The organism is Streptomyces sp. NPDC002867, from assembly GCF_053591895.1.
Map to the genome: position 1 here is coordinate 14,072 of NZ_JBSFUR010000001.1, position 21,304 is coordinate 35,375.

Sequence of the window (21,304 nt, forward strand, 5' to 3'; positions counted from 1 at the left end):
TCTCAGCCGACGCCCATCGCCACGGCGATACGTTCCACCGACTCCTCGATACGCCGCACGCACTCCCGCACCACTGCCTCACTGCCCCCGAGCGGGTCGGCCACGTCGTCATCGGCCGCGTCCGCCGGGGCCGCACCGCGCCGCGCGGCGGCTCCCACGACGAGAGCGGTGAACCGGGCAGCCGGATCCGCCACATCCGCGCCGTCCTCCGCCCTCACCAGCCGGGCGAACTCGCGCAGGCTGAAGGCCCGGGACAGGGCCCGGACAGGCGCCAGGCGCACGGCCGCCTCACGATGCTCCAACGCCGCCCCGAGCACCAGATCCGCACGTTCGACCAGTCCGGCCGTCAGCCGGCGGGCCCCCGTCCCCGACGGGTTCCCGCCCCGTGCGACGACCGCGGATGCGGCCGCGGCCTCCATCGGCGTGCCGGTGACAGCCCGTGTGCCTGCGCTGCTGAGATGGATCGCCTCCCGCACCGCGGCCAGCCGCTTCCTCAGCAGGCATTCGGCGAGCGGGGAGCGGTACAGATTGGCGGTGCACACGGTGAGCACACGGAATTCCGGCACGCGCGGCGTGCCGGAAGGAGAGTCACTGCCGAGCATCACGCCCGCACGTTCTGCCATGAGATCACCGTCCACTAATCGCGCACCCCGCCGGCTGCGGCGGCGTACAAATCGTCGAACCACGCTGTCGTGGCCCGCACGTCCACTGTCTCGGCGCCGGCGCGTGCCCCGGCGGCGAGCGCCGCGTGCACATCGGGTCGCATGGCCCGCAGCATGGCCTCGGCCAGCCGCCGCGACGAACCGTGCGGCACGAGAATGCCGTTCTCGCCGTCGCACACCAGGTCGGGCACTCCGCCGACGGCGGTGGACACCACTGGTACGCCCGCCGCGATCGCTTCCATGACGACCACGGGAAGGCCCTCGTACGAGGAGGACAGCACCAGTGCGTCCGAGGCGGCGACCAGACGGTTGGCCCCCGCGACCGCACCCAGGTACCGCACCTGCTTCTGCAGCCCCCGCCGGTCGACCTCGGCGAGCACTTGCTGCCGCAGGGGGCCGTCGCCGGCGAGGACCAGGAGCGCCTCGGCGTGCCGGGCGAGCACCTGTTCCGCTGCCTCGATCAGCAGCATGTGGTTCTTGGGCGTACGGAAGTTCGCCACGCACGCGAAGACGAAGGAGTCCAGGGGGATTCCGAACTCTGACCGCACCTGCTCTGCCCGCTGCGCCCAGGAGCGCTGTGCGGCCACGTCCACGCCGTGGATCCGGGTCCGTACCCGGCGCGCTCCCCGCACCGTACGCGCCTGCGCCACCTGGGGTGACACGGCGACCGTGACGTCGTCCAGCCAGCGAGTCGACCGGTCGAGCAGCATGGTGAGCGGGCGGTACCACACCGAGTGGACCGTGGACACCAACAGGGGACGGTGGCGCATCAGACGCAGGAACGGGCGCAGCAGAGCCGCCGGCGCGGGGGAGTGGACGTTGACGACGTCGGGCGACTGCCTGCGTACGACACGGACCAGCTCGGCGTAGCGCAACCACCGCGGGCAGGACCGCAGATCGACGACGTTCACCCCGCAGGCACGCAGCTCATCGGCGAGCGTCTCGGTGGAGGCACGGAGGAACACCACGGTGTAGGCGTGGTTGTCGCGAGGTGCGCCACGCAGCCGTTCCACCAGAAGGACCTCGGCGCCACCGACGTCGAGTGACTTGATGACCTCGCAGATCCGGGCCGTCGTCACCGTGCAACCCGCCGTGCGCCGCGTCTGCCCGCCCGGGACGAGAACGGGCCGGTTTCCCGCTCGCGGCTCTCGCGCAGCCGGGCCTCGACCTCCGCGAGGCGTTCCCGCGAGACCGCGAAGACGTCCGGCCCGACGGCCCCCGGGCCGGGAACCAACCGGTCCAGCTGGGGCTCGTAGTGCATGAAGTCGTATCCGTGGTCCCCGAGCCATCGGCGTACCTCGTGGACCGACGAGCCGAACCGTGCGAGGAAGGGATCGACGAGTTCGAGGAACCACACCGGCGGGTCGGCACGGGACAGCAGCTTCTCCGCTCCGCGCAACGCACAGTGTTCCGCGCCCTCGATGTCGAGCTTGCCCATGGCCCAGGAGCGGTCGGGCAGCGTTTCGCCGAGGCGTACGACCCGCGCGGACACGACCTCGCCGACGTCCTCCGGGGTCCGGATCCGGGAACCGGTGCCGCGCAGCACGAAGGGCAGCGTGCCGGGACTTTCTCCGACCGCCAACTCGTGCACCGACACGGAACTCAGCCGATTCTTTTCCAGGTTCTCGCGCAGCCTCTGCACATAGACCGGGTGAGCCTCAAATGCGTGCACCTCTCCCCGGTCCGACACGAGTTTGGCCGCCAGAAGAGTGAAAATTCCCTCGTTGGCGCCTCCGTCGATGAAACCGTCCCCGGGACGCAGATAGCGCTTCATGAAGGTCATGGCCTCGAAGTCGGGCAGACCGCCGAAATAGAGCAGGCGCCCCACCTGAGTGCTGTCAGGATGGGCCCGGAACCGCATGCCGTCGTAGACCTTCAGGTCGAAGGGCCTGCCCACCAGGCGTTTGTACGCCTGCCACAGCGCCATGCGCGCGTAAGCCCCGGGACGGTGGCCCCGGTTGGCCGGGTGGTTCCAGATCAGTCTGAGCATTTCCTGCACGGTAGTCGGCATGGGCTCCTGCTTCCGACGCAAATGGCAGTGCATTTGCCGTCCGTCTCCTGAACGAGGAGACCCGGCTGGGTCTGTGCCGTTTATATCCGGCACGACCGGGCGCGCCGGAGGCCGCCACGCGGGCTTCTCATGCCCTTGACAGAAAGTGGGCCGTGCTCCGCCTAATATCGGGTACATGTCGACCGCCATGCAGCGAATCAGCGGTTCCGAAATTCCTCGCCTGCGCGTGATGAGAGTGATCGCGCGAATGAACATCGGTGGTCCGGCCGTCCAGGTCTCGGCACTCATGCGTGGTATGGATCCCGAGCGGTTCGAGCATCGTCTGGTCACCGGATTCGTGAGTCCGGGAGAGGCCGACCACCTGGATCAGCGTGCGCCCGGCCTCCCGGTGCACCGGATCAACGGCCTGGGGCGTGCTGTGCGGCCCTCGGACGACGCACGCTGCCTCGCCGAACTCGTGGCGGCCATGCGTCGGTTCCGGCCCCACATCGTCCATACGCACACGGCGAAGGCCGGCGCGCTCGGCCGGACCGCGGCCGTGCTGGCCCGGGTGCCCTCACGAGTGCACACCTTTCACGGCCATCTCCTGCACGGCTATTTCTCCCCGGCGAAGACCAAGGTCGTGGTGACCGCCGAACGTGGGCTCGCGGCCCTCACGGACCGTCTGGTCGCCGTGGGCGGGCGGGTACGCGACGATCTCGTCGCCGCGGGTATCGGAAAGGCCGGCCAGTACACGGTGGTTCCGCCCGGCACCAGTCTCGCCCCCGCGCCCGACCCCGCGAAGGCCAGGAGCATCCTGGGACTCCCGCAGGGGGGCCCGGTCGTCGCGTACGTGGGGCGCATCACCGGGATCAAGCGTCCCGACCGTCTCCTTGCAGTCGCCCGCGAGGTGTACCGAGCCGTCCCGGAAGCCCACTTCGTGGTGTGCGGAGCAGGAGACCTCCGCCCGGACCCGGAAGCCGTCGCCGAACTCGGCGACTCTCTGCATCAGCTGGGGTGGCGCGCGGACGTCGAGACCGTGTACGCCGCCGCGGACATGGTGCTGCTGACGTCGGACAACGAAGGCATGCCGGTGAGTCTGATCGAAGCGGGCCTCGCCGGGCTGCCGAGCGTGGCCACCGACGTCGGCAGTGTCGCGGAGGTCGTGCGGGACGGAACGACAGGATTCCTGGCCGCGCCGAGGACCGCCGACCTCGCACGCCACACAGTGACCCTTCTGCGCAATCCGCAGCTGCGCGGGGAGATGGGGGCGCAGGCGCGAGCGTTCGCCACCCGGCGCTTCGGCGAGGAACGCCTGGTGGCCGACACGCAGGCCCTCTACACCTCCATCGCCGTCGCCCGCGGCTGGTGGACCGCACCCTCGTCCGAAAGGTGAGCACAGTGAACGTCCTAGTTACCGGAGGTGCCGGGTTCATCGGCGCCAACCTGTGCCGAGAGCTCGTGTCGCGTCCGAACGTGGGCAAGGTCATCGCCCTGGACGACCTGAGCACGGGCTCTGCGGCCAACCTCGCGGGAACCGACGTGGAACTGGTCGAGGGCAGCATCCTCGACGCCGGACTCCTCGACAATTTCGTGCCCGGAATGGACGCCGTCGTGCATCTCGCGGCGCGACCGTCCGTACCTCGCTCGCTGGCCGACCCGGTCGCCAGTCATCACGTCAACGCGACGGGCACGGTCGCCGTCCTCGAGGCATGCCGGCGCGCGGGCGTCCCCGTGGTCGCGGCCTCGTCCTCGTCGGTCTACGGAGCCACCGACGTCCTGCCGAAGCACGAGGATCTGGCGACTCGGCCACTGAGCCCCTACGCCGCGAGCAAGCTCGCCACCGAGGCGTATGTCCTCGCCTACGGCGCCTCGTTCGGCCTGCCCACCCTGGCGTTCCGTTTCTTCAACGTCTACGGGCCGCTGCAGCCGGCCGGCCATGCGTACGCCGCCGTGGTCCCGGCCTTCATCGACGCCATGCTGCGCGGCGCCCCGGTGCGGATCTTCGGCGACGGACTGCAGAGCCGGGACTTCACCTATGTCGGAACCGTCGTCCGGGTGCTGGCCGACGCGGTGATGCGCAAGGTCTCCTGCGACCGTCCGGTGAACCTCGCCTTCGGCACCCGGGTCACCGTTCTCGACCTCGCCCGGGACCTCATGGCCATCACCGGACTGCCGGCCGACATCCGGCACGAACAGCCGAGGGCGGGGGACGTCCGCGATTCCCAGGCGGCGGACGACCTGCTGCGCGAACTCTTCCCCGACGTCGTCCAGGTGCCTTTGGAGGAGGGACTCGCGAAGACGGTGAACTGGTTCCGCACCCTCCCCGACTATGCGGTGCGGCAGCCCGCGGAGACTGTTTCGGTGGACGTGGGCTGACGGTCGGCGTGGGTCCGGTGGATCCGGGCGCGCGGGTCGTGCCGGGAGGTGGCGAGACCGACGATCGCCACGGCGACCGACCCGAACAGGTCCGTCAGGGCACCGGCGAGTGTCGTCGACGCTGCCGGTCCCGGCGGGCTCGCGCAGGGCGGCGGCTCGGTTGTCGATTCGGGGCGATGCCCTGCACGAGCGTGGACGGGGTCGTCGCCGCCGGCCCTGGCTCCGACGTTCTCGAGGTCGGCCATGGGGCCGGCTCGCGTCCCGGCAGTTCGAATCGGCGCTGCAGGGCCCTGGGGGTCGACGCCGACGCGCGGTAGCCCGGCCTGGCGCGGCAGCACGTGCTCGACGCCGATGGGGGACGTTCGAGGCCTCGGGATGCGGCTGGAAGTTCGAGGCGGTCGTCTTCGGGCAGAGCCGCACTCGGTGGAGCCGGTGGCGGGAGCGGCCGAGGCGGCGCAGGCGCTGCGGTCCGGCAGCGGGCCGACCGTGGTGAACCCGGCCGACCCCTGACCGAACTGGCGGAGTCCTTCACCGACGTCTATCGCCGGGTGATGCCCGACTGAACGCTGCCTGTCAATGGACGACACCGGCGGCGGACAGGTGCTCGGTGCCGGCACCAGGGCGGCCGACGGGACACGGGAGGCAGGGCGTGCGGTGACCCGGAGGAGTGGGGATTCGACAGGGAGCGGTTCTACATCGGGGGCGAGTGCCTGGGACCGGCTGCCACTGTCGGCTGGCAGGCCCGGCCCCCGCCCACCGAGTGCGATGAGGTGCCGGGCCTGCGCGGCTCACCCCTCCTTGTGCTCGCGAACGTGGGTCGTGGCCGGGTCACGGAGGGCCGCAGGTCGCCACCGAGGCCGGTCACGCCGCCTCGCTGTGGCTGCTCTGAGTGGTGTTCGTCGGAACCGCGCTGTACACGGGGACTCGCAGAAGCCGGAGCCATACGACGGCGGTCACCGCGACAACCGTGATCAGCACGACCAGTTGCGGGACGGCCTTGAGCATGACCAGGACGGCTGTCAGGCTCGTCATCGCCGCGAAGCCTCCGATGGCGACCGCCACCTGCCGAACCGTCAGCCCGAGCTGCCGGAGCCGGTGTGCGATGTGGTCCTTGCCTCCCTGCAGCACAGGCCGCCCCTCCCTGCGCCGCGCCACCATGACCAATCCGGTGTCCGCGGTGACCACCAGCGTGATGAGCAGCAGACTGCCGTACCCGGAGAGAGCGGTGCTGTCCTTGTGCAGGGTCATGCTCGCGGACGACACCAGGAAACCCACGAAGAGCGCGCCCGCGTCACCGAGGAAGATGCGCGCCGGGTGCCAGTTGTGGAAGAGGAACCCGGCGCAGGCCCCGGCGAGGGCGGCGGTGACCGCGGCGGTGCCGACCAGCCCGGCGGACAGCGCGGCGCAGCAGAGGAACGCCGCGATGACCGCGGTCACGGTGGACACCACGCCATCCATGTTGTCCAGCAGATTGAACGCATTGGTGGTGAAGAGGATCCACATCACCGCGAGGACCGCGTCGACCCACGTGCCGAAGAGCACGGGATGGCCGCACCACACGACGACGACGAGCGCTGCGGCCGCCTCGACGGAGAGCCGCACCCGGATACTGAGCGGACGCAGGTCGTCGGCGAGGCCGAGCACGGCGATCACAGCGGCACATCCGAGCACGACGCCGAGGGTGGAGTCACTTCCGCCCGCGAAGTACATCACCAGACTCGCGGAGCCCGCCGTCGCCACTGCGACGGCCATGCCGCCTAGATAGGGCGTGGGGGCGACATGCACCTTACGTGCCGCGGGCTGGTCGGTGTATCCGCGCCGCACGGCGAGGAGACGCAGGGGCTCGGTCAGCAGAGCGGCGACGGCCAGAGCCACCAGCCCCGCGAGTGCCGTCACCATCCACGGACTCAGACCGGACATGGACGCGCCGCCGTCGGCCGGCCGTCGGTGGGGTCGCCGGTGTGTCCCTCGTCCGTGCGACGGGAAGCCGCCCCGGGCTCCTGCTGCGGCATTTCGCCGCGGGCGTCCGCCACGGCATCCGCGAGGATGTCGTCGAGGTTCCGCCGTGGCTGCCAGGCGGTGAGGGCCCTCAGTTTCGTCGTGTCCGGGACCCGGCGGTCCATGTCCTCGAATCCCGGTCCGTACGCCTCGTTGTAGGAGACACGCTCCACGGTCGAAGCGCTCTTCGCGCACGTGATGACGCGTGCGGCGAGATCGAGGACGCTGATTTCCTCGTTGCTTCCGATGTTGAACGTCTCTCCCTCGGCCTCCGGACGGTCGATCAGCGAGACGAGTGCAGCGATCACGTCGGTGACATGGAGGAAGCAGCGACTCTGCCGACCGGTGCCGTAGACGGTGAGCGGCTTCCCCTGTACCGCCTGTCGGGCGAATCTCGGAATCACCATGCCGTAGGCCGGGCTCTGCCGGGGGCCGACGGTGTTGAAGAAGCGCACGATCGTCGAACGCAGTCCGTACTCGCGGCGATACAGCTCGGCGAGGATCTCGTCCACCGCTTTGGCCGTGCTGTAGGACCATCGCGGCACGGAGGGACTTCCCAGAATGCGGTCGGACATTTCGGTCAGTGGCCCCGAGGAGTTCTTGCCGTAGATCTCCGATGTGCTGGCAAGAATGACCGGCCTGCCGTGGCGGTACGCCGCTTCGATGACTGTTTCGGTTCCCTTGGTATTGATGGTGAAGGACCTCAGTGGTTGCTCCATGATGAGCTTCACCCCGACTGCTGCAGCCAAGTGAATGACCCGGTCGCATTCACCTACCAGCTTTTCGACCAGCGGCGCGTCCAGCACGGAGCCGTGGATGAACTGGAAGTGTCCGTGATTGCGTGCTCCGGCAAGGTTCTGCAGGCGTCCAGTGCTGAGATCGTCGAGTGCGACGACCGGCTCGCCACGGGCCAGCAGTGCATCGACGAGATGGGAGCCGATGAATCCGGCTCCTCCAGTAACCAGGTACTTCGGATGGTCCGTCACGCCGTCACTCCATGTCTGTGGGTGGGGCATTGCCAGGGTCATGTCCACCGGCGACGCAGGGCAACGATAGCCCGGAACGGCACGAACAGCCTGAATTGATAGATCGGTTAGTCCACTTGCCCCGCCGCTCAGAGGACAAGATGACTCTGTTTGCCTGAAGCGGTGTCACTCTGCCGACACATGGTGGGGTGAGCCTGGCATACATGGCGCGTATTCCACCGCAGCATTCAGCAGGGCAGGCGAGAGGAGAGTCAGAAGTGTCGTTGTCAGTGAAAAGGGTGGTCGTTGTCGGCCAGGGGTACGTAGGTCTTCCACTCGCCATTCGTGTGGTCGAGGCCGGGCACAACGTCGTGGGTCTCGACCTGGACGAGATGCGAGTCAAGCGACTGGCGGCCGGAGAATCGTTCGCCGAGGACGTCACGTCCCCCCGCCTCCTGGCCGCCCTGAACTCGGGCCGCTACCTCCTCAGTACCGACTATGCGGATGCCGCGGGCTTCGACGTGTGTGTCATCACGGTGCCCACACCGCTGAAGAACGGCGCGCCCGACCTGAGTTTCGTGGAGAGCGCCGCAGAGGCAGTCGCACCCCACCTCCGGGCGAATGCCACGGTGATCCTCGAGTCCACCACGTACCCGTGCACGACCGAACACGTCGTGCGCCCGCTTCTGGAGGCTCACAGCGGACTTCGGGCCGGCGAGGACTTCTTCCTGGGATACAGTCCGGAACGGATCGACCCGGGAAACCCGACCTGGCGGCTGGAGAACACACCCAAGGTGGTCTCCGGGATCGATGACTCCTCCCTGCGGCATGTCCAGGACTTCTACAACGATGTGGTGGACCGTACCGTCCCGGTGAGTTCACCGCGCACCGCGGAGCTGACGAAGCTCCTGGAAAACACGTTCCGCCATGTGAACATCGCCCTGGTCAATGAGCTGGCGATGTTCTGCAGGCCGCTCGGCATCGACATCTGGGAAGTGATCGACGCGGCGTCGACCAAGCCTTTCGGATTCATGCGCTTTCTGCCCGGGCCCGGCGTCGGCGGTCACTGCCTGCCCATCGATCCTTCGTATCTCTCGTGGCAGGTCAAACAGGCGCTGCAGCACGAATTCCGCTTCGTGTCGCTCGCCAACGACATCAACAGCCATATGCCCGACCATGTGGTTCTCCGGGTGGCCAGAGGACTCAACGCGCGGCGCAAGCCGGTCAACGGCAGCCAGATCCTGGTCCTCGGGCTCGCCTACAAGAGGAACACCGGCGACGTCCGGGAATCCCCTTCCGTCGCCGTCGCCCAGGGTCTCCAGAAACTCGGCGCGCACGTCCTCGCGGTGGAACCGTATGTCGACCCGTCGCAGCTGCCCCAGGACATTCTGTGTGTCGACCTCACAGAGGAGCAGGTCGCGTCAGCCGACGCAGTGGTCGTAGCCACCGATCACGACGCCTTCGACTACGCAATGGTGGAGCGTGTCGCCGACTACGTGTTCGACGCCTGCAATCGTTGCCGTTCAGGCGCCGCCGAGCGCCTCTGAGAAGGCGCCGATGCACTCCGCCGAGGAGTATTGAGGGTAAACCGAGTGGCCGAACACGCATGCCGTGTGACCGAAATTCTCGATGTGGACCCTAAGGTGACTGTCCAAATTACTCGCTCTGATCGGGGAAGACCTTGGATTTGCACCAATACCTACGAGTCCTTTCCCGCCGATGGCGCGTCATCGCCCTGGTGGCGTTGCTGGGGACGGCGACAGGTGTCTTCACCAGTGTTGTCGCCACTCCCGAGTACCAGGCAACGAGCACACTTTTCGCCTCCCTCCAAGGTGGCGACGACACGTCCCAGCTCAACCAGGGGAACGCGTTCACCCAGGCAAGAGTCCAGTCCTACGCCGACATCGTGGCCAGCCCAGAGGTGACCAGGCCGGTCGTGAAAGCCCTCAGGCTGAACATGACGCCGAGCGAACTGGGCGAGAGGGTCTCGGCCGAGGCTCCGGTCAACACGGTGCTGGTCCGTCTGACCGTCACCGACACCCGCGCGGCACGAGCCGCCCGGATCAGCAATGCCGTCGCCGACCGGTTCGCCCGGGTGATCAGGGAGCTGGAGAGCCCCGACGGGGACATGGCCGAGTCACCGGTGCGGCTCACCGTCATCCAGCCCGCGACCGTGCCGTCCTCCCCCTCGTCACCGAAGACGACGCTCAACGTCGCACTCGGCCTGGCCGTGGGCCTGGTCCTCGGGCTGGCGATCGGCGTCGCACTGGAGACGGTGGACACGTCGATGCGGGACTCCAAGGCCCTGGCCGAGTGCCTGGCGGCCGCTGGGGGGCCACCTGTGCTGTCGAGCATCGTGCACGACTCGCGAGCCTCACGACGCCCGGTCTCCCTGCGCGACGACACGCACAGCACCCGTGCGGAGGGATTCCGGAAGCTGCGGGTCAATCTCCAGTTCGCCGAAGTGGGCAAACCGCCGAAGGTCATTGCCGTCACGAGCCCGCTGCCGCGTGAGGGCAAGAGCAGCGTATCGGTCAACCTGGCCGCCACACTCGCGGAGGAAGGGTCCAGGGTATGCCTGATCGACTGCGACCTGCGCCGCCCTTCCGTCCACTCGGCCCTCGGCCTGGTCAGGGACGCCGGGCTGACCACTGTTCTGGTGGGCAAGGCCGGGGTGCGTGAGGTGCTGCAGTCGGCGGGGTCCTTCTCGGTGCTCACCAGCGGGATGATTCCGCCGAACCCGACCCAGATCCTCGGCAGTGCCCAATTCGCGTCCGTGCTGCAGGACCTCGCCGAGGACTTCGACCACATCGTCGTGGACACCGCTCCGGTGCTTCCGTTCGCCGACACCCCGGCGATGGCGCAGGCCGTCGACGGTTACCTGCTCGTCGCACGTGCCGGACGGACGAGCAGGGGCCAGGTCCTCGACGCCCTGCGCATCCTCGAACGCGTCAACGTGCCTGTACTGGGAGCCGTCCTGAACGGGGCTCCGGCACGAGGCGACGGTGAGGCGCACGGCTACGTGTACCGGTACCAGCCGAAGCCGGAATCGAAAGGCCGCCTCTCGGCACTCGTCTCGACGCGCCTGGCGTCTGTGGGTCCCCGCCGTGGATCGTCCGCCAACGGTCACACGGCGGAGGCGCCGGCCAAGACGCGGTCGTAGAACCGGACGGCCACGGCCGGCCGTCGTGCCAGGTCCGGCGATGCCCCGACAGGGCGTCGCCGGACTTTGGCGTTTCGGGGGTGCTGGGCCGGGGTGCCACCTGCCCTTTTGGGCATGCGGCGGGGAGCCGCGCGCGGCGGTGGCACCCGGGCGGCTGCGCCATTGGGACGACCGTCGCGATTCGGTCGGGCGGGCACGCCCGATCCCGCCGGACCCGTGTGCCAGTGTGCAGCCATGCGGCTTGCGTACGTGGTCACTGTGGCGATCGTCGCTCTGGTCGGCGGGATGCTCGTCGGCTCGTGCGACACGGGCGACGGAGCCGTGGATCGCGGACGCGGCATGCCCGGGCAGACAGCGGCACGAGTCGAGCCGTTGACGGTCCGGGTCGTCGAGACCCTGCCTCATGATCCGACGGCTTTCACCCAGGGCCTGGAGATGGCCCACGGCAGGCTCTACGAGAGTACAGGCCTGGCCGGCCGCTCGACGCTCAGGGCAGGCCGGCCCGGCGCCCCGCCGGCGCAGCGCGCCGAACTGCCCCCGCCTTTGTTCGCCGAGGGAATCACCGTCGTGGGACCGACGCTCTGGCAGCTCACCTGGCAGGACGGCATCGCCATCGAGCGGGATGCCGGAACGCTGGCGGAACTGCGCCGGGTGCCGTACGAGGGGGAAGGCTGGGGGGTGTGCCACCAGCGACACCGCGGTCGGCTCGTGACGACCCACGGCACCTCCCGGCTCGTCTTCCGGGACATCCGAACGCTTGAGAAACGGGGCGAGGTCGCCGTCACCGCCGAGGGACAGCCCGTGGGACGGCTGAACGAGCTGGAATGCGTCGGCGACGCCGTGTACGCGAACGTCTGGCCCACCGATCGGATCGTGCGCATCGACGCCGACTCCGGTGAGGTGACCGGTGACATCGCCGTACCGTCACTGCTCAGCGAAGGCGAGCGACGGCACGCGGACGTCCTGAACGGCATCGCTGCGGTTCCGGGGACCGAGCAGTTCCTGCTGACGGGCAAGTGGTGGCCCAGGATGTTCCGGGTTCAGTTCGTCCCCCGCGGCGGTCGGTGAGGGGGAGTCGGGTGCCGGCGAGGGCGATGAAGGTGGGGCGTCTGCCCGCCCGGCCGCGCGGTGGTCAGCTGTTCAGCGCCGTCGCCAGTTGGGCCCGTGAGCGGACGTCCAGTTTCTGGTAGATGCGGGTCAGCCTCGCCTCGACCGTCTTCACACTCAGGTACAGCTTCGCCGCCGCCTCCTGGTTGCTCGCTCCCTGACCCACCAGCCGCGCCAGTCGCAGCTCCGCGTCCGTGAGGGCCGACAGGGCGCCGCCCCGCGTGGTGGGCACCGGCTCCGCCGGGGGAGTGGGGCTCTCCGTTGCGAGTGCCAGCCACGGTGTGGCACCCGCCCGTTCGAAGACCGCGGCCGCCGCCTGCAACGCGCTCGCGGCCGCCGACCGCCTGCGGCGGCGGCGTTCGACACGGGCCAGTGTGATCAGCGCCCGGCCGCGCTCCAGCGGCAGGCCCGCCGTGCCGTACCGTTCGGCGACCTCCGTCAGCAGCGACACCGCCTCGTCCGGGCAGCCGCTCGCGGCGAGGTGGACGGCACGCGCCCGGTCGCAGCCGAGCAGCACCGTCGTGCGGCCGAGCCGGTCGGCCACCGGGCGGACGTCCGCGAGCAGCGCCTCCGCCTCCTCCAGGGCGTCGACTGCGACCAGGGCCTCGGCGAGCTCCTCGTGCCAGCGCAGCATCGACGGATCGACGGTCGCCTGGGCACGCTCGCCGGCCTGCACCCGACGGAGGGTCTCCAGCGCGGTGGCGACGTCACCGCAGAGCAACTGGACCCGGCCGAGCGCGTAGAGGCTGCGGGACAGGAAGACGTGGTCGCCCTCCTCCTCCGACGCCTGCGCGCTGCGCCGCGCGTAACTGGCGGCACGCGCGAAACTTCCGCCGGCCGTCTCGGCGAGGGCCAGCGCGTACCAGGCGGGTCCCGGCGAGAGCCCGGCCTCCAGCGTCAGGGCGAGCGACCGGCCGGCGTGCCCGAGCGCGGCGGCGCACTGGCCCTGGCGCGCCTCGACCTCCGCGAGCGTGCGGAACAGTTCGATGGCGTCCTCCACCGAACCGCGGCGTTCGACGAGCGGCAGCAGCGCCCCCAGCTGGTCGCGGGCCTCGGTGAGGCGGTCGTCGAACATCGCATGGCGGATCGTGAGGATCTGGGCGGCGTTGCGGATGCCGAGCGGGCGCTCCACCCTTTCGAGGGCGCGCGCCTCGGCGAGTACGCGCTCCGCGTCCGGCGATCCGAGCACCCGGTCCATGCGTGCCTGCACCGTCAGTGCCTTGGCCGCCGTGCCGCGGTCGCCCACCGACGCCGCGAGCGCAGCCGACTCCACGGCCGCCGCGCGCGAACGCACCGGATCGCCGTCCGCCAGCACGTACTTGACCGCCAGCCGCAGCTGTACGGCGGCCCGCAGCGCCGTGTCGCCCTCCGAGTCCTCCATGGCGTGGACATAGATCTCGTCGAGGTCCGTCAGTCCTTGACCCGCGGTGTCCAGCACCGCGAGCCGGGCCCGCACCCGGTCGGCCGGGGACGCGTCCCGTGCCAGCAGGTCCGTCGCCGCGCGCATCGCCAGATCGGCGCGGGCCGCGCGGGCCGCCTCCTCCGCCGCGTCGACGAGCCGCGCGATGCGCTGCGGGCCGTTGAGGCCCGGAGTGGACTCGGCGGCGAGCAGGGCGAGTTCCGCGGCGAGCGTGCTGTTGCCGCGACGCCGGGCCGTCTCCGCGGCGGCCGACACCTCCGCGGCCAGCTCCTCGTCGGGGACGTCGGTGGCCAGTGCCCGGTGGCGTACGGCCTCGACCGGGTCGTCGGCGACCCCGGCGAGCGCCGCGTGGCCCGAGCTGCGCTCGGTCCAGCAGGCGTCGTGCACGAGGGTCGAGGGCAGGACGCCGGCCGAGAAGGCGACCGTGCCGTCCTCCGTGAGCCGTATCAGCGACGCGCGTTCAGCTGCCGCCAGATCCGCCTCGGCGGTCGGCCGCCCGGCCCGGCGGATCAGCGAGGCCGACGGCCGCAGGGCGAGCGCCGCGAGCAGGAGGGTCGCGCGGACGTCCGGCGGGACGGCGCCGAGCAGCGCGCGGGCGAGGTCCCGGGCGCGGCCCGACAGTGACAGGGACTCGGCGTGGTGCACCGGTGTGCGTGCGTCCGCGAGGGAGCGGCCGACGGCCAGCGCGAGCCGCGGGTTGCCGCCGCTGGCCTTGTGGATGCGGCCCGCCATGCGGGCGGGCAGGCGGTGGTGGATGAGGAGCTCGGCGATCTCGTCGGCCTGCAGGGGCGGCACGTTCAGCACGTCGGCCTCGGACGGCTCCCAGAGCGGCTCCGCCGTCGCTCGTGGTGCGGTCCGCCCGCCGGACGGGTCGCCGCCCGTGCCGTACGCGGCCGGGGTGTCGACGGCGACGGCCCGCAGTTCGGGGGGCGCCAGCCGGAGCGCGAACCGGAGCAGGTCGGCGCTCGCCGGGTCGATGCACTGGACGCCGTCGAGCACCAGCAGGGCGGGCCCGCGCGCGGCCAGGGCGCGCAGGATGCGGGCGAGGGCCAGACGCAGGGCGACCGGGTCCCAGCCGCCGTCGGGCATCGGCGCCTCACGGCACAGCATGGCGACGGCGGCGCGTTGCGGGCCGGGCAGGTCCGCGAGGACGTCCCCCTCGCCGCCCGGACCCTGCGCGGGCTGGGCGGCCGCGGCGACGGAGGCGATGAGCGCGGCCGCGGCCGCACCCGGGATGGCGCGGTCGGCGGGCAGCGCGGCCAGCCAGAGCACGGTCTCGCCCCGTGCCTCGGCGCGCGCGGCGGCGGACAGCGCGACCTCGGTCTTGCCGACTCCCGGGGGACCGGTGAGCAGCGCACGGCCGCCGGTGCTCAGCACACGGTCCAGGCGGGCGAGCAGTTCCGCGCGGCCGACCGGCTCGGCGCGGTATGCGGCCGATGTCATGAGCCCACCACCACCCTCCGGCGTGTGCGGGCCCCCTGCCCGTTCGAGCAGAGGATACGAACCCTGTCCCCTCCGTCCAGGCCCGTCGTCCGGCATACGGACAGGTCTGGACTTATGCAGCCGGACGGCGCGCTCCTGGCAGAAGCCAGGAACGCGCCGTGACCTGCGGTGATACGTCCGATCGGGTGGATCAGAAGGTGAGGCTCCAGGAGTCGATGTAGCCGGTGTCACCCGAGGCCACATCGCGGACCTGGAGCTTCCAGGTGCCGCCCGCGAGCTCGGTGGAGGCGTCGACGGTGTAGGTCGCGAGGACGTTGTCGGCGCTGTCCGAGCCGGAGGACGCCTTGAGGTTGCGCACCGTGCCGTCCGGGGCGACCAGGTCGATCACCAGGTCGCCGCGCCAGGTGTGCTTGATGTCCACACCGACCTTGAGGGCGGCGGGGGCGTTGCCGGTGCGGTCCGTGACCGCGATCGACGATGTGACGGTCGAATTGTCCGAGATCGTCACGTTGTTCGTGTTGCTGTAGACCGAACCGCCGGGGGTGGTGCCGGAGACGGCGTTCACCGTCTTGGTCGCGTCCGCGATGCCGGCGCCGCAGCCGCCCGTGCAAGTGCCGGGCAGCGGCCTGGCGTTCGCCTTGATGGCGGACTCGATGTCGGCCGGGGTCAGCGTGGGCTTGGCGGACTCCAGCAGCGCGGCGAGGCCGGCGATGTGCGGGGCGGCCATCGACGTGCCCTGGTAGGGCTTGTAGTTCTCGGTCGACTGGGTGGTGGTACCCGAGTTGAGCGTCGAGAGGATGCCGTTCTCCGGGGTGGTCACCGTGCCGGGGGTGTCCGTGGCGCGGCGGGTCTCGCCGCCGGGTGCGGAGACGTCGACGATGGTGCCGTAGTTCGAGTAGTACGACCGGTTGCCCTCGCGGCTGGTGGACGCCACGTTGATGATGTTCGCGCAGTTGGCGGGCGTGAAACCGGAGGCGTTGGTGTTGCTGTTGCCCGCCGCGACGACCACGGTGGTGCCGCGGGAGACGGCGCCGTTGATGGCGTTCTGGTAGACGCTCGGGCAGGTGCTGCTGGCGCCGCCCAGGCTCAGGTTGATGACCTTCGCCGGGGTCGCGTTGGCCGGGATGCCCGGCACGGAGCCGCCGGAGGCCCAGGTGATGGCGTCGGCGATGTCCGAGGAGGAACCGCCGCACTTGCCGAGGACGCGGACGTGCTGGACCTTCGAGCCGTACGCGATACCCGCGACGCCCTTGGCGTTGTTCGTCGTGGCCGCGATGGTGCCCGCGACGTGCGTGCCGTGCCAGGAGGAGTTGCCGGCCCGTGAACCGACGCCGCACTCGCCGTCGGTGGCGTTCCAGTCGCCCTCGTCCTTCGGGTTGCTGTCGCGGCCGCCGCCGTCACGGGCGTCGGTGGAGCTGGAGATGAAGTCGTAGCCGGCGACGGTGTTCGCGGCGAGGTCGGTGTGCGCCGCGTACCCGGTGTCGATGACGGCGACGGTCACGCCGCTGCCGGTGGTCTTGTCCCAGGCGCCGGGCACGTTCATGCCGCCGGTGGCCTCGAAGAGGTCCCACTGCTTGGCGTACTCGGTGTCGTCGGGAGTGAGGGCCATCGCGTAGGCACGGATGTCCGCCTCCACGGAGGCGACCTGCGGGTCGGCGCGGAAGGCGTCCAGGACCTCGGCCAGGTCCTTCGTGGACGCCTCGCCCCCGAGGTCGACCAGGGCCGAGCCGCCGGCGAGCCGGCGCTCGAAGGACAGGCTCTCGCCGGTCTTCCCGGCCTTCTCGGCCGCGTCGCTCCTGGCCGCCGTGTTGGACGTGGCCTCGGCGGCCTTGGACTTGTAGGTGACGATGACCTTCTCCACCGGCGCGGCCGGAGGGGTGGACATCGCCTGCGACGCCGGGGCGGGCTTCGGCGCGGGATTCGCTGGCGTTGCGGCAAACGCCACGGAAGTCGTCGCGGCAACGCCGGCGAGCGTGGCGCTCGCTGCCGCGACGGCTATGAGTCTCCGCCTGGAACCGTTCAAGGTGTTCCTCTCGAATGACGGTTTCTTTCGCCGAGCAGGCGGCGCGGGAACCGCGGTCGCGGTGTGGGGGTTGCTCCCCGCGGTTCCCCGGGCCGGGTAGCCCGCGCGCCGCCGCCGGCACGACGGCCCCCCTCTTCGGGGCCGCACCTGCAGAGCCCGATCTGCATGCACCTGACAGGCGAGACATGGAGCTCGCGAGTCAGGGGGCGGGATCTGCCGGTGCGGCAGACAGTAGGAAAAGCTGAGGTGAACGCGATACGGGGAAAACCCTTGTCCCCCTCGCCGCTCCCGGGAGGGAGAGAGGGGGACGAGGCGTCAAGGGCGGGAAACTCCCGGGGAAAGGGCGAGCCGCCCGCGGCCTGTGGCCGACGGGCGGCTCGCCCTTTCCTGCCCTGCCCGAGCGGAGGAGCGTCGGCTCCTCACCTCCACCCCGGCGACATCGTCGGTCGGGAGGCGGCTCAGACCTCGCCGAGGTCCGAGCTCAGCCAGCGCTGCGGCCGCATATGGACAACCACCTGATCACCGTGGTTCTTCCAGGCGAAGTCGACGTAACCCTCGACCTTCTCGGCCGGAAGGTAGCGGGCGGAGATCTCCACCAGCTGCTCCCGCGTGGCCGGCACGGTGTCGATGACAGGGCCTTCGACCGATACGTACCGGATGGTGGGCTCCACACGGTCGACCATGAGGCTGAACCGCCCCGCCTCCGCGATCAGCTGCCCCTTGCGGGAGTCGCGGCTCGTCATGATCCATATGTCGCCGCCCGGGGCGTACTGGTACCAGATGGGCACCGTGAGCGGCGCCCGCCCGCCGTCGTCGCCCGACTCGACCGCGAGCGCGGCGATATGGGGCTCGGCGAGGAACTGCTCACGCTCGTCACGGGAGAGGGCCACGACACACTCACTCCTTCGGTAGGCGCAACACGCAAGACGTCGGACTCCGGCAACGGAGCGCCTTGAGCCCCAACACCGTTGCCACGCCTGTCATTCCGGCGCACGTGGTCGGCCGGGCGTCAGACGATGTTCTCCGCGATCTCCGCCTGCTCGCGGGCGTTCCCGTACGCGGCGGGCGTGCTGTACGTGCGCCGCGCGACGAACCACCACACGGTGGCAAGGACCAGCACGGCCACCAGCGCGATCGAGGCGTAGTTCATCGAGCCGACCGTCACCGGGCTCGACTGCGGCAGGCAGAACAGGACCGTCACACACACCACCCACACGACGGCGACCCAGCCGATCGGCCTGCTCCAGCGGCCCAGGCTCCACGGCCCCGGACGGAAGCGGTCACCCGCCCGCAGCCGCAGGTAGACCGGGATCGCGTACGCCGGGGTGATGCCGATGACGTTGATCGCCGTGACGGCGCCGTACGCGGTCGCCGAGTACAGCGACGGCAGCGCCAGCACGCAGGCGAAGCCCACGGACAGCCACACCGCGGGCACCGGCGTCTGCGTACGGCTGCTGACCTTGCGCCACAGTGCGGAGCCCGGCAGGGCGTTGTCCCTGCTGAACGCGAACACCATGCGGCTCGCCGCCGCCACCTCCGCGTTGCCGCAGAACAGCTGCGCGACGATCACCACGAGCAGCAGGGCGGACGCGGCGCCGTTGCCGAGCGCGTCGATCAGGATCTGCGCCGGCGGCACGCCGGTCGCGGTCTCCTGCGTGCCCGCGTAGTCCTGGATGGCGAAGGTCAGGCCCGCCAGCAGCGCGAAGCCCGCGATCCACGACACCCAGATGGAACGGACGATGCCCTTGGCCGCGCTGACCGAGGCGTTCGACGTCTCCTCCGACAGATGCGCGGAGGCGTCGTAGCCGGAGAACGTGTACTGCGCCAGCAGCAGGCCGATCGCGGCCACGTAGAGCGGGTTGTCCCAGCCGGTGTCGTTCACGAACTCGCCGAAGACGAACTCGGGCGACTGGTGGTCGGACGGGACGATCGCCAGTGCGCCGACGATCAGTGCGACACCGGCCAGGTGCCACCACACACTGATGGAGTTGAGCAGGCTCACCAGCCGCACGCCGAACAGGTTCAGCGTCGCGTGCAGCAGCAGGATGCACATGAAGATGAGCATCGTGGAGCCGGGTGTCGGCTCGAAGCCCCACTGCAGATTGAGGAAGGCGCCCGTGAACAGGGCGCAGCCGTAGTCGATGCCGGCTATCGCGCCCAGCAGGCCGAGCAGGTTCAACCAGCCCGTGTACCAGCCCCACTTGCGGCCGCCGAGCCGGTCCGCCATGTAGTACAGCGCGCCCGAGGTCGGGTACGCGCTCGTGACCTCGGCCAGCGCCATGCCGACGCACAGCACGAAGAGACCGACGCCGGCCCAGCCCCAGAGCATCACCGCGGGGCCGCCGGTGCCCAGGCCGAAGCCGTAGAGCGTCATGCAGCCCGACAGGATGGAGATCACCGAGAAGCTGATGGCGAAGTTGCCGAAGCCGCCCATGCGGCGGGCGAGGACCGGCTGGTAGCCGAGTTCCCGCAGCCGCTCCTCCTCGTCCCTGGGCGGGACCTGGCCGGAGCCGGGCTGGTCCGTCGCGGGCGGTGGCGACGGCGGGGACGGCGGGGACAGGGACAACGGAAAACACCTCCGGGGAAAGGCGATGCAGGGAGCGGACGCGGACGGGACCGAACGGGCGGAAGGAAACGGGGGCGGAAGCGGACGGGGACGAGAAGCGGATGGGGACGAGAAGCGGATGGGGACGAGAAGCGGACGGGGCCGGAGCGGGGGACGGCCTCGTCAAGGACGGGCGACGCTTGCGGAAGCGGCCCTAGGGGCCGGAGCGCGCCTCCCGGGCCGCGGTGAGACACCGGGACCGGGCGCGCAGGAACACCTCCTTCGCCAGCGAGGCGTCCTGGGGATCACGAGTGCGGTACGACCACGGCGGCGGCGTGTAGTACGGGCCGAGCGCCTCGAACACCCGGCCCGCGTCGGCGAACTGCTGCGCACCCCACAGCGCGTGCGCCAGATGGCCGAGGTCCAGCAGTGAACGGCCAGCCGGATCCGCCGCGTCGAACCATCCGGCCAGCGCGCTCCGCGCCTCACGCGTCGCGTCGTCGGTCACCCAGTGCAGGTCGAGCGCCTTCTCGTGGCCGTGCTCACGGCGGTAGCGCTCCACCCGCACGTACAGCGGGAGCACCTTCACCGCCGACCCGGGCGGAGCCGAGGACGACGCCCACTGGACGAAGTTGAACGCGTCCGACAGATGCCCGCCGACCCGTCGGCCGTACACGAACTGCAGCATCCGGTGGTACGCCTCGCGGTTGTACGGATCGCGCTTGTCCGCCTGGGCCAGCAGGCCCCACGGCCCAGGGAAGAGCATCGGACCCGGCGGCGCCGCGCGGTGCTCCTCCAGCCGCTGCCCCTCGTCGAGCTGCGCCAGGGCCAGCAGGCACACCCAGGGCACCGGGTCCTCGGGAGCCGCGTGCGCCGCCGCACGGCACGCCTCCCAGCCCTCCTGCCACAGTTCGCCGGTGCGGTGATGCCCCTCGCGGTGCGCCCGCAGAGCGCGCTCCACGACCACACGGCAGTGCATGACGGCCGCCGCGGGACTCGCCGGCTCCTCCGCGCGCCATGCCTGGACCGTGTCCGATCCGGCGGCGACCGCGGCCAGCACCTGGGTCCGCTGCGTCCACACCGCCCAGTCCGTCGTGTCCGCCAGCAGATTCCGCATCGCCAGCCACCGGCCGGTGCGCAGGTCCTGGAGGGCGGCCCGGAGTTCGCCGTCGTGACCGGCCGGGTGGTACACCGGCCTGAAGGCGTCCTGCGCCATCAGCCGGCCCTCCCGTGCCGGGCCGTGCGGGGCTCGGCAGTCACGGCCCGGACCCCTCCGATCCCCTCGGTCCGTGGCAGTGCTGGGGCGGTGAGCTTAAGGTCATGGGGCCTCTTGGGAGATGGGAGGGTGAGGCGTGCGATTCCGTCCGGCGGGTGTCGGCGTCCACCGGGCCAGGGACGTGCGGGGTGGCCGACCGCCGTGGGCGAGGAGCCGGACGCCCGGCAGCGCACCGGCCGTCCGTCGTGCGGGGGCAGACGTCCGGTGGTCGACCGGACGCCGGCAGGCGATGTCACACCGACGGTGAGCTGCGCGGGCCCCCGTTCCGCTTGCCGTGACGCGCCGATCTTACTCAACCACTCGAACAGATCAAGGAGTTGCTTGATGTATCAG

General features: G+C 70.6%; 16 protein-coding genes. 6 read left to right on the forward strand and 10 right to left on the reverse strand.

Annotation, left to right across the window (positions count from 1 at the left end; all coding sequences use genetic code 11):
- Positions 1 to 2 precede the first annotated feature (2 nt).
- From ACWD0A_RS00065 to ACWD0A_RS00075, 3 genes are read right to left on the reverse strand one after another with little or no spacing between them, the layout of a single operon-like run.
- Positions 3 to 623: an arsenate reductase/protein-tyrosine-phosphatase family protein gene (locus ACWD0A_RS00065; protein WP_451293030.1), complete on the reverse strand. Its 621-nt coding sequence runs from the start codon at positions 621 to 623 to the stop codon at positions 3 to 5.
- Between the two features lie 14 nt (positions 624 to 637).
- Complete coding sequence (locus ACWD0A_RS00070) at positions 638 to 1,741, reverse strand: glycosyltransferase (RefSeq protein ID WP_451293032.1); 1,104 nt, start codon at positions 1,739 to 1,741, stop codon at positions 638 to 640.
- A complete protein-coding gene (locus tag ACWD0A_RS00075) occupies positions 1,738 to 2,652 on the reverse strand; it encodes an FkbM family methyltransferase (RefSeq protein ID WP_451293034.1) in 915 nt (304 codons plus the stop codon). Before ACWD0A_RS00075 ends, ACWD0A_RS00070 begins: the two co-directional genes overlap by 4 nt.
- A gap of 268 nt (positions 2,653 to 2,920) precedes the next feature.
- On the opposite strand from ACWD0A_RS00075, the gene ACWD0A_RS00080 reads away from it, so the two are divergent.
- Positions 2,921 to 4,048 carry a glycosyltransferase gene (locus tag ACWD0A_RS00080; protein ID WP_451293513.1) on the forward strand — a complete coding sequence of 376 codons (1,128 nt, stop codon included), beginning with the start codon at positions 2,921 to 2,923 and terminating at the stop codon, positions 4,046 to 4,048.
- A gap of 5 nt (positions 4,049 to 4,053) precedes the next feature.
- Complete coding sequence (locus tag ACWD0A_RS00085; protein WP_451293036.1) at positions 4,054 to 5,031, forward strand: NAD-dependent epimerase/dehydratase family protein; 978 nt, start codon at positions 4,054 to 4,056, stop codon at positions 5,029 to 5,031.
- Between the two features lie 861 nt (positions 5,032 to 5,892).
- Here ACWD0A_RS00085 and ACWD0A_RS00090 read toward each other — a convergent pair.
- Positions 5,893 to 6,951 carry an MraY family glycosyltransferase gene (locus ACWD0A_RS00090; RefSeq protein WP_451293038.1) on the reverse strand — a complete coding sequence of 353 codons (1,059 nt, stop codon included), beginning with the start codon at positions 6,949 to 6,951 and terminating at the stop codon, positions 5,893 to 5,895.
- A complete protein-coding gene (locus ACWD0A_RS00095) occupies positions 6,939 to 8,015 on the reverse strand; it encodes an NAD-dependent epimerase/dehydratase family protein (protein WP_451293040.1) in 1,077 nt (358 codons plus the stop codon). Before ACWD0A_RS00095 ends, ACWD0A_RS00090 begins: the two co-directional genes overlap by 13 nt.
- Positions 8,016 to 8,272: 257 nt before the next feature.
- On the opposite strand from ACWD0A_RS00095, the gene ACWD0A_RS00100 reads away from it, so the two are divergent.
- The 3 genes from ACWD0A_RS00100 to ACWD0A_RS00110 all read left to right on the forward strand — a co-directional run bounded on the left by ACWD0A_RS00100 (position 8,273) and on the right by ACWD0A_RS00110 (position 12,225).
- Positions 8,273 to 9,541: a nucleotide sugar dehydrogenase gene (locus ACWD0A_RS00100; RefSeq protein WP_451293042.1), complete on the forward strand. Its 1,269-nt coding sequence runs from the start codon at positions 8,273 to 8,275 to the stop codon at positions 9,539 to 9,541.
- Positions 9,542 to 9,681: 140 nt separating this feature from the next.
- Complete coding sequence (locus ACWD0A_RS00105) at positions 9,682 to 11,157, forward strand: polysaccharide biosynthesis tyrosine autokinase (RefSeq protein WP_451293515.1); 1,476 nt, start codon at positions 9,682 to 9,684, stop codon at positions 11,155 to 11,157.
- Positions 11,158 to 11,391: 234 nt separating this feature from the next.
- A complete protein-coding gene (locus ACWD0A_RS00110) occupies positions 11,392 to 12,225 on the forward strand; it encodes a glutaminyl-peptide cyclotransferase (protein WP_451293044.1) in 834 nt (277 codons plus the stop codon).
- A 64-nt stretch (positions 12,226 to 12,289) separates the two neighbouring features.
- On the opposite strand, the gene ACWD0A_RS00115 is transcribed toward ACWD0A_RS00110, so the two are convergent.
- Positions 12,290 to 15,127, reverse strand: coding sequence for an AAA family ATPase (locus tag ACWD0A_RS00115; protein WP_451293046.1), 2,838 nt, complete (start codon positions 15,125 to 15,127; stop codon positions 12,290 to 12,292).
- A 190-nt stretch (positions 15,128 to 15,317) separates the two neighbouring features.
- Complete coding sequence (locus ACWD0A_RS00120; protein WP_451293048.1) at positions 15,318 to 17,012, reverse strand: S8 family peptidase; 1,695 nt, start codon at positions 17,010 to 17,012, stop codon at positions 15,318 to 15,320.
- Between ACWD0A_RS00120 and ACWD0A_RS00125 the strand changes: the two genes are divergently transcribed.
- Positions 16,975 to 17,250: a hypothetical protein gene (locus tag ACWD0A_RS00125; protein ID WP_451293555.1), complete on the forward strand. Its 276-nt coding sequence runs from the start codon at positions 16,975 to 16,977 to the stop codon at positions 17,248 to 17,250. The two genes, ACWD0A_RS00120 and ACWD0A_RS00125, sit on opposite strands and share 38 nt — an antisense overlap.
- Positions 17,251 to 17,608: 358 nt before the next feature.
- Here the strand turns inward: ACWD0A_RS00125 and ACWD0A_RS00130 are convergent, their stop codons facing one another.
- From ACWD0A_RS00130 to ACWD0A_RS00140, 3 genes are all read right to left on the reverse strand, one after another.
- Positions 17,609 to 18,040 carry a pyridoxamine 5'-phosphate oxidase family protein gene (locus tag ACWD0A_RS00130; RefSeq protein WP_451293050.1) on the reverse strand — a complete coding sequence of 144 codons (432 nt, stop codon included), beginning with the start codon at positions 18,038 to 18,040 and terminating at the stop codon, positions 17,609 to 17,611.
- Between the two features lie 119 nt (positions 18,041 to 18,159).
- Entirely contained in the window at positions 18,160 to 19,623 is a 1,464-nt protein-coding gene (locus ACWD0A_RS00135) for an amino acid permease (RefSeq protein WP_451293517.1), read from the reverse strand.
- A 286-nt stretch (positions 19,624 to 19,909) separates the two neighbouring features.
- Entirely contained in the window at positions 19,910 to 20,911 is a 1,002-nt protein-coding gene (locus ACWD0A_RS00140; protein ID WP_451293052.1) for a hypothetical protein, read from the reverse strand.
- Positions 20,912 to 21,304: the final 393 nt, after the last annotated feature.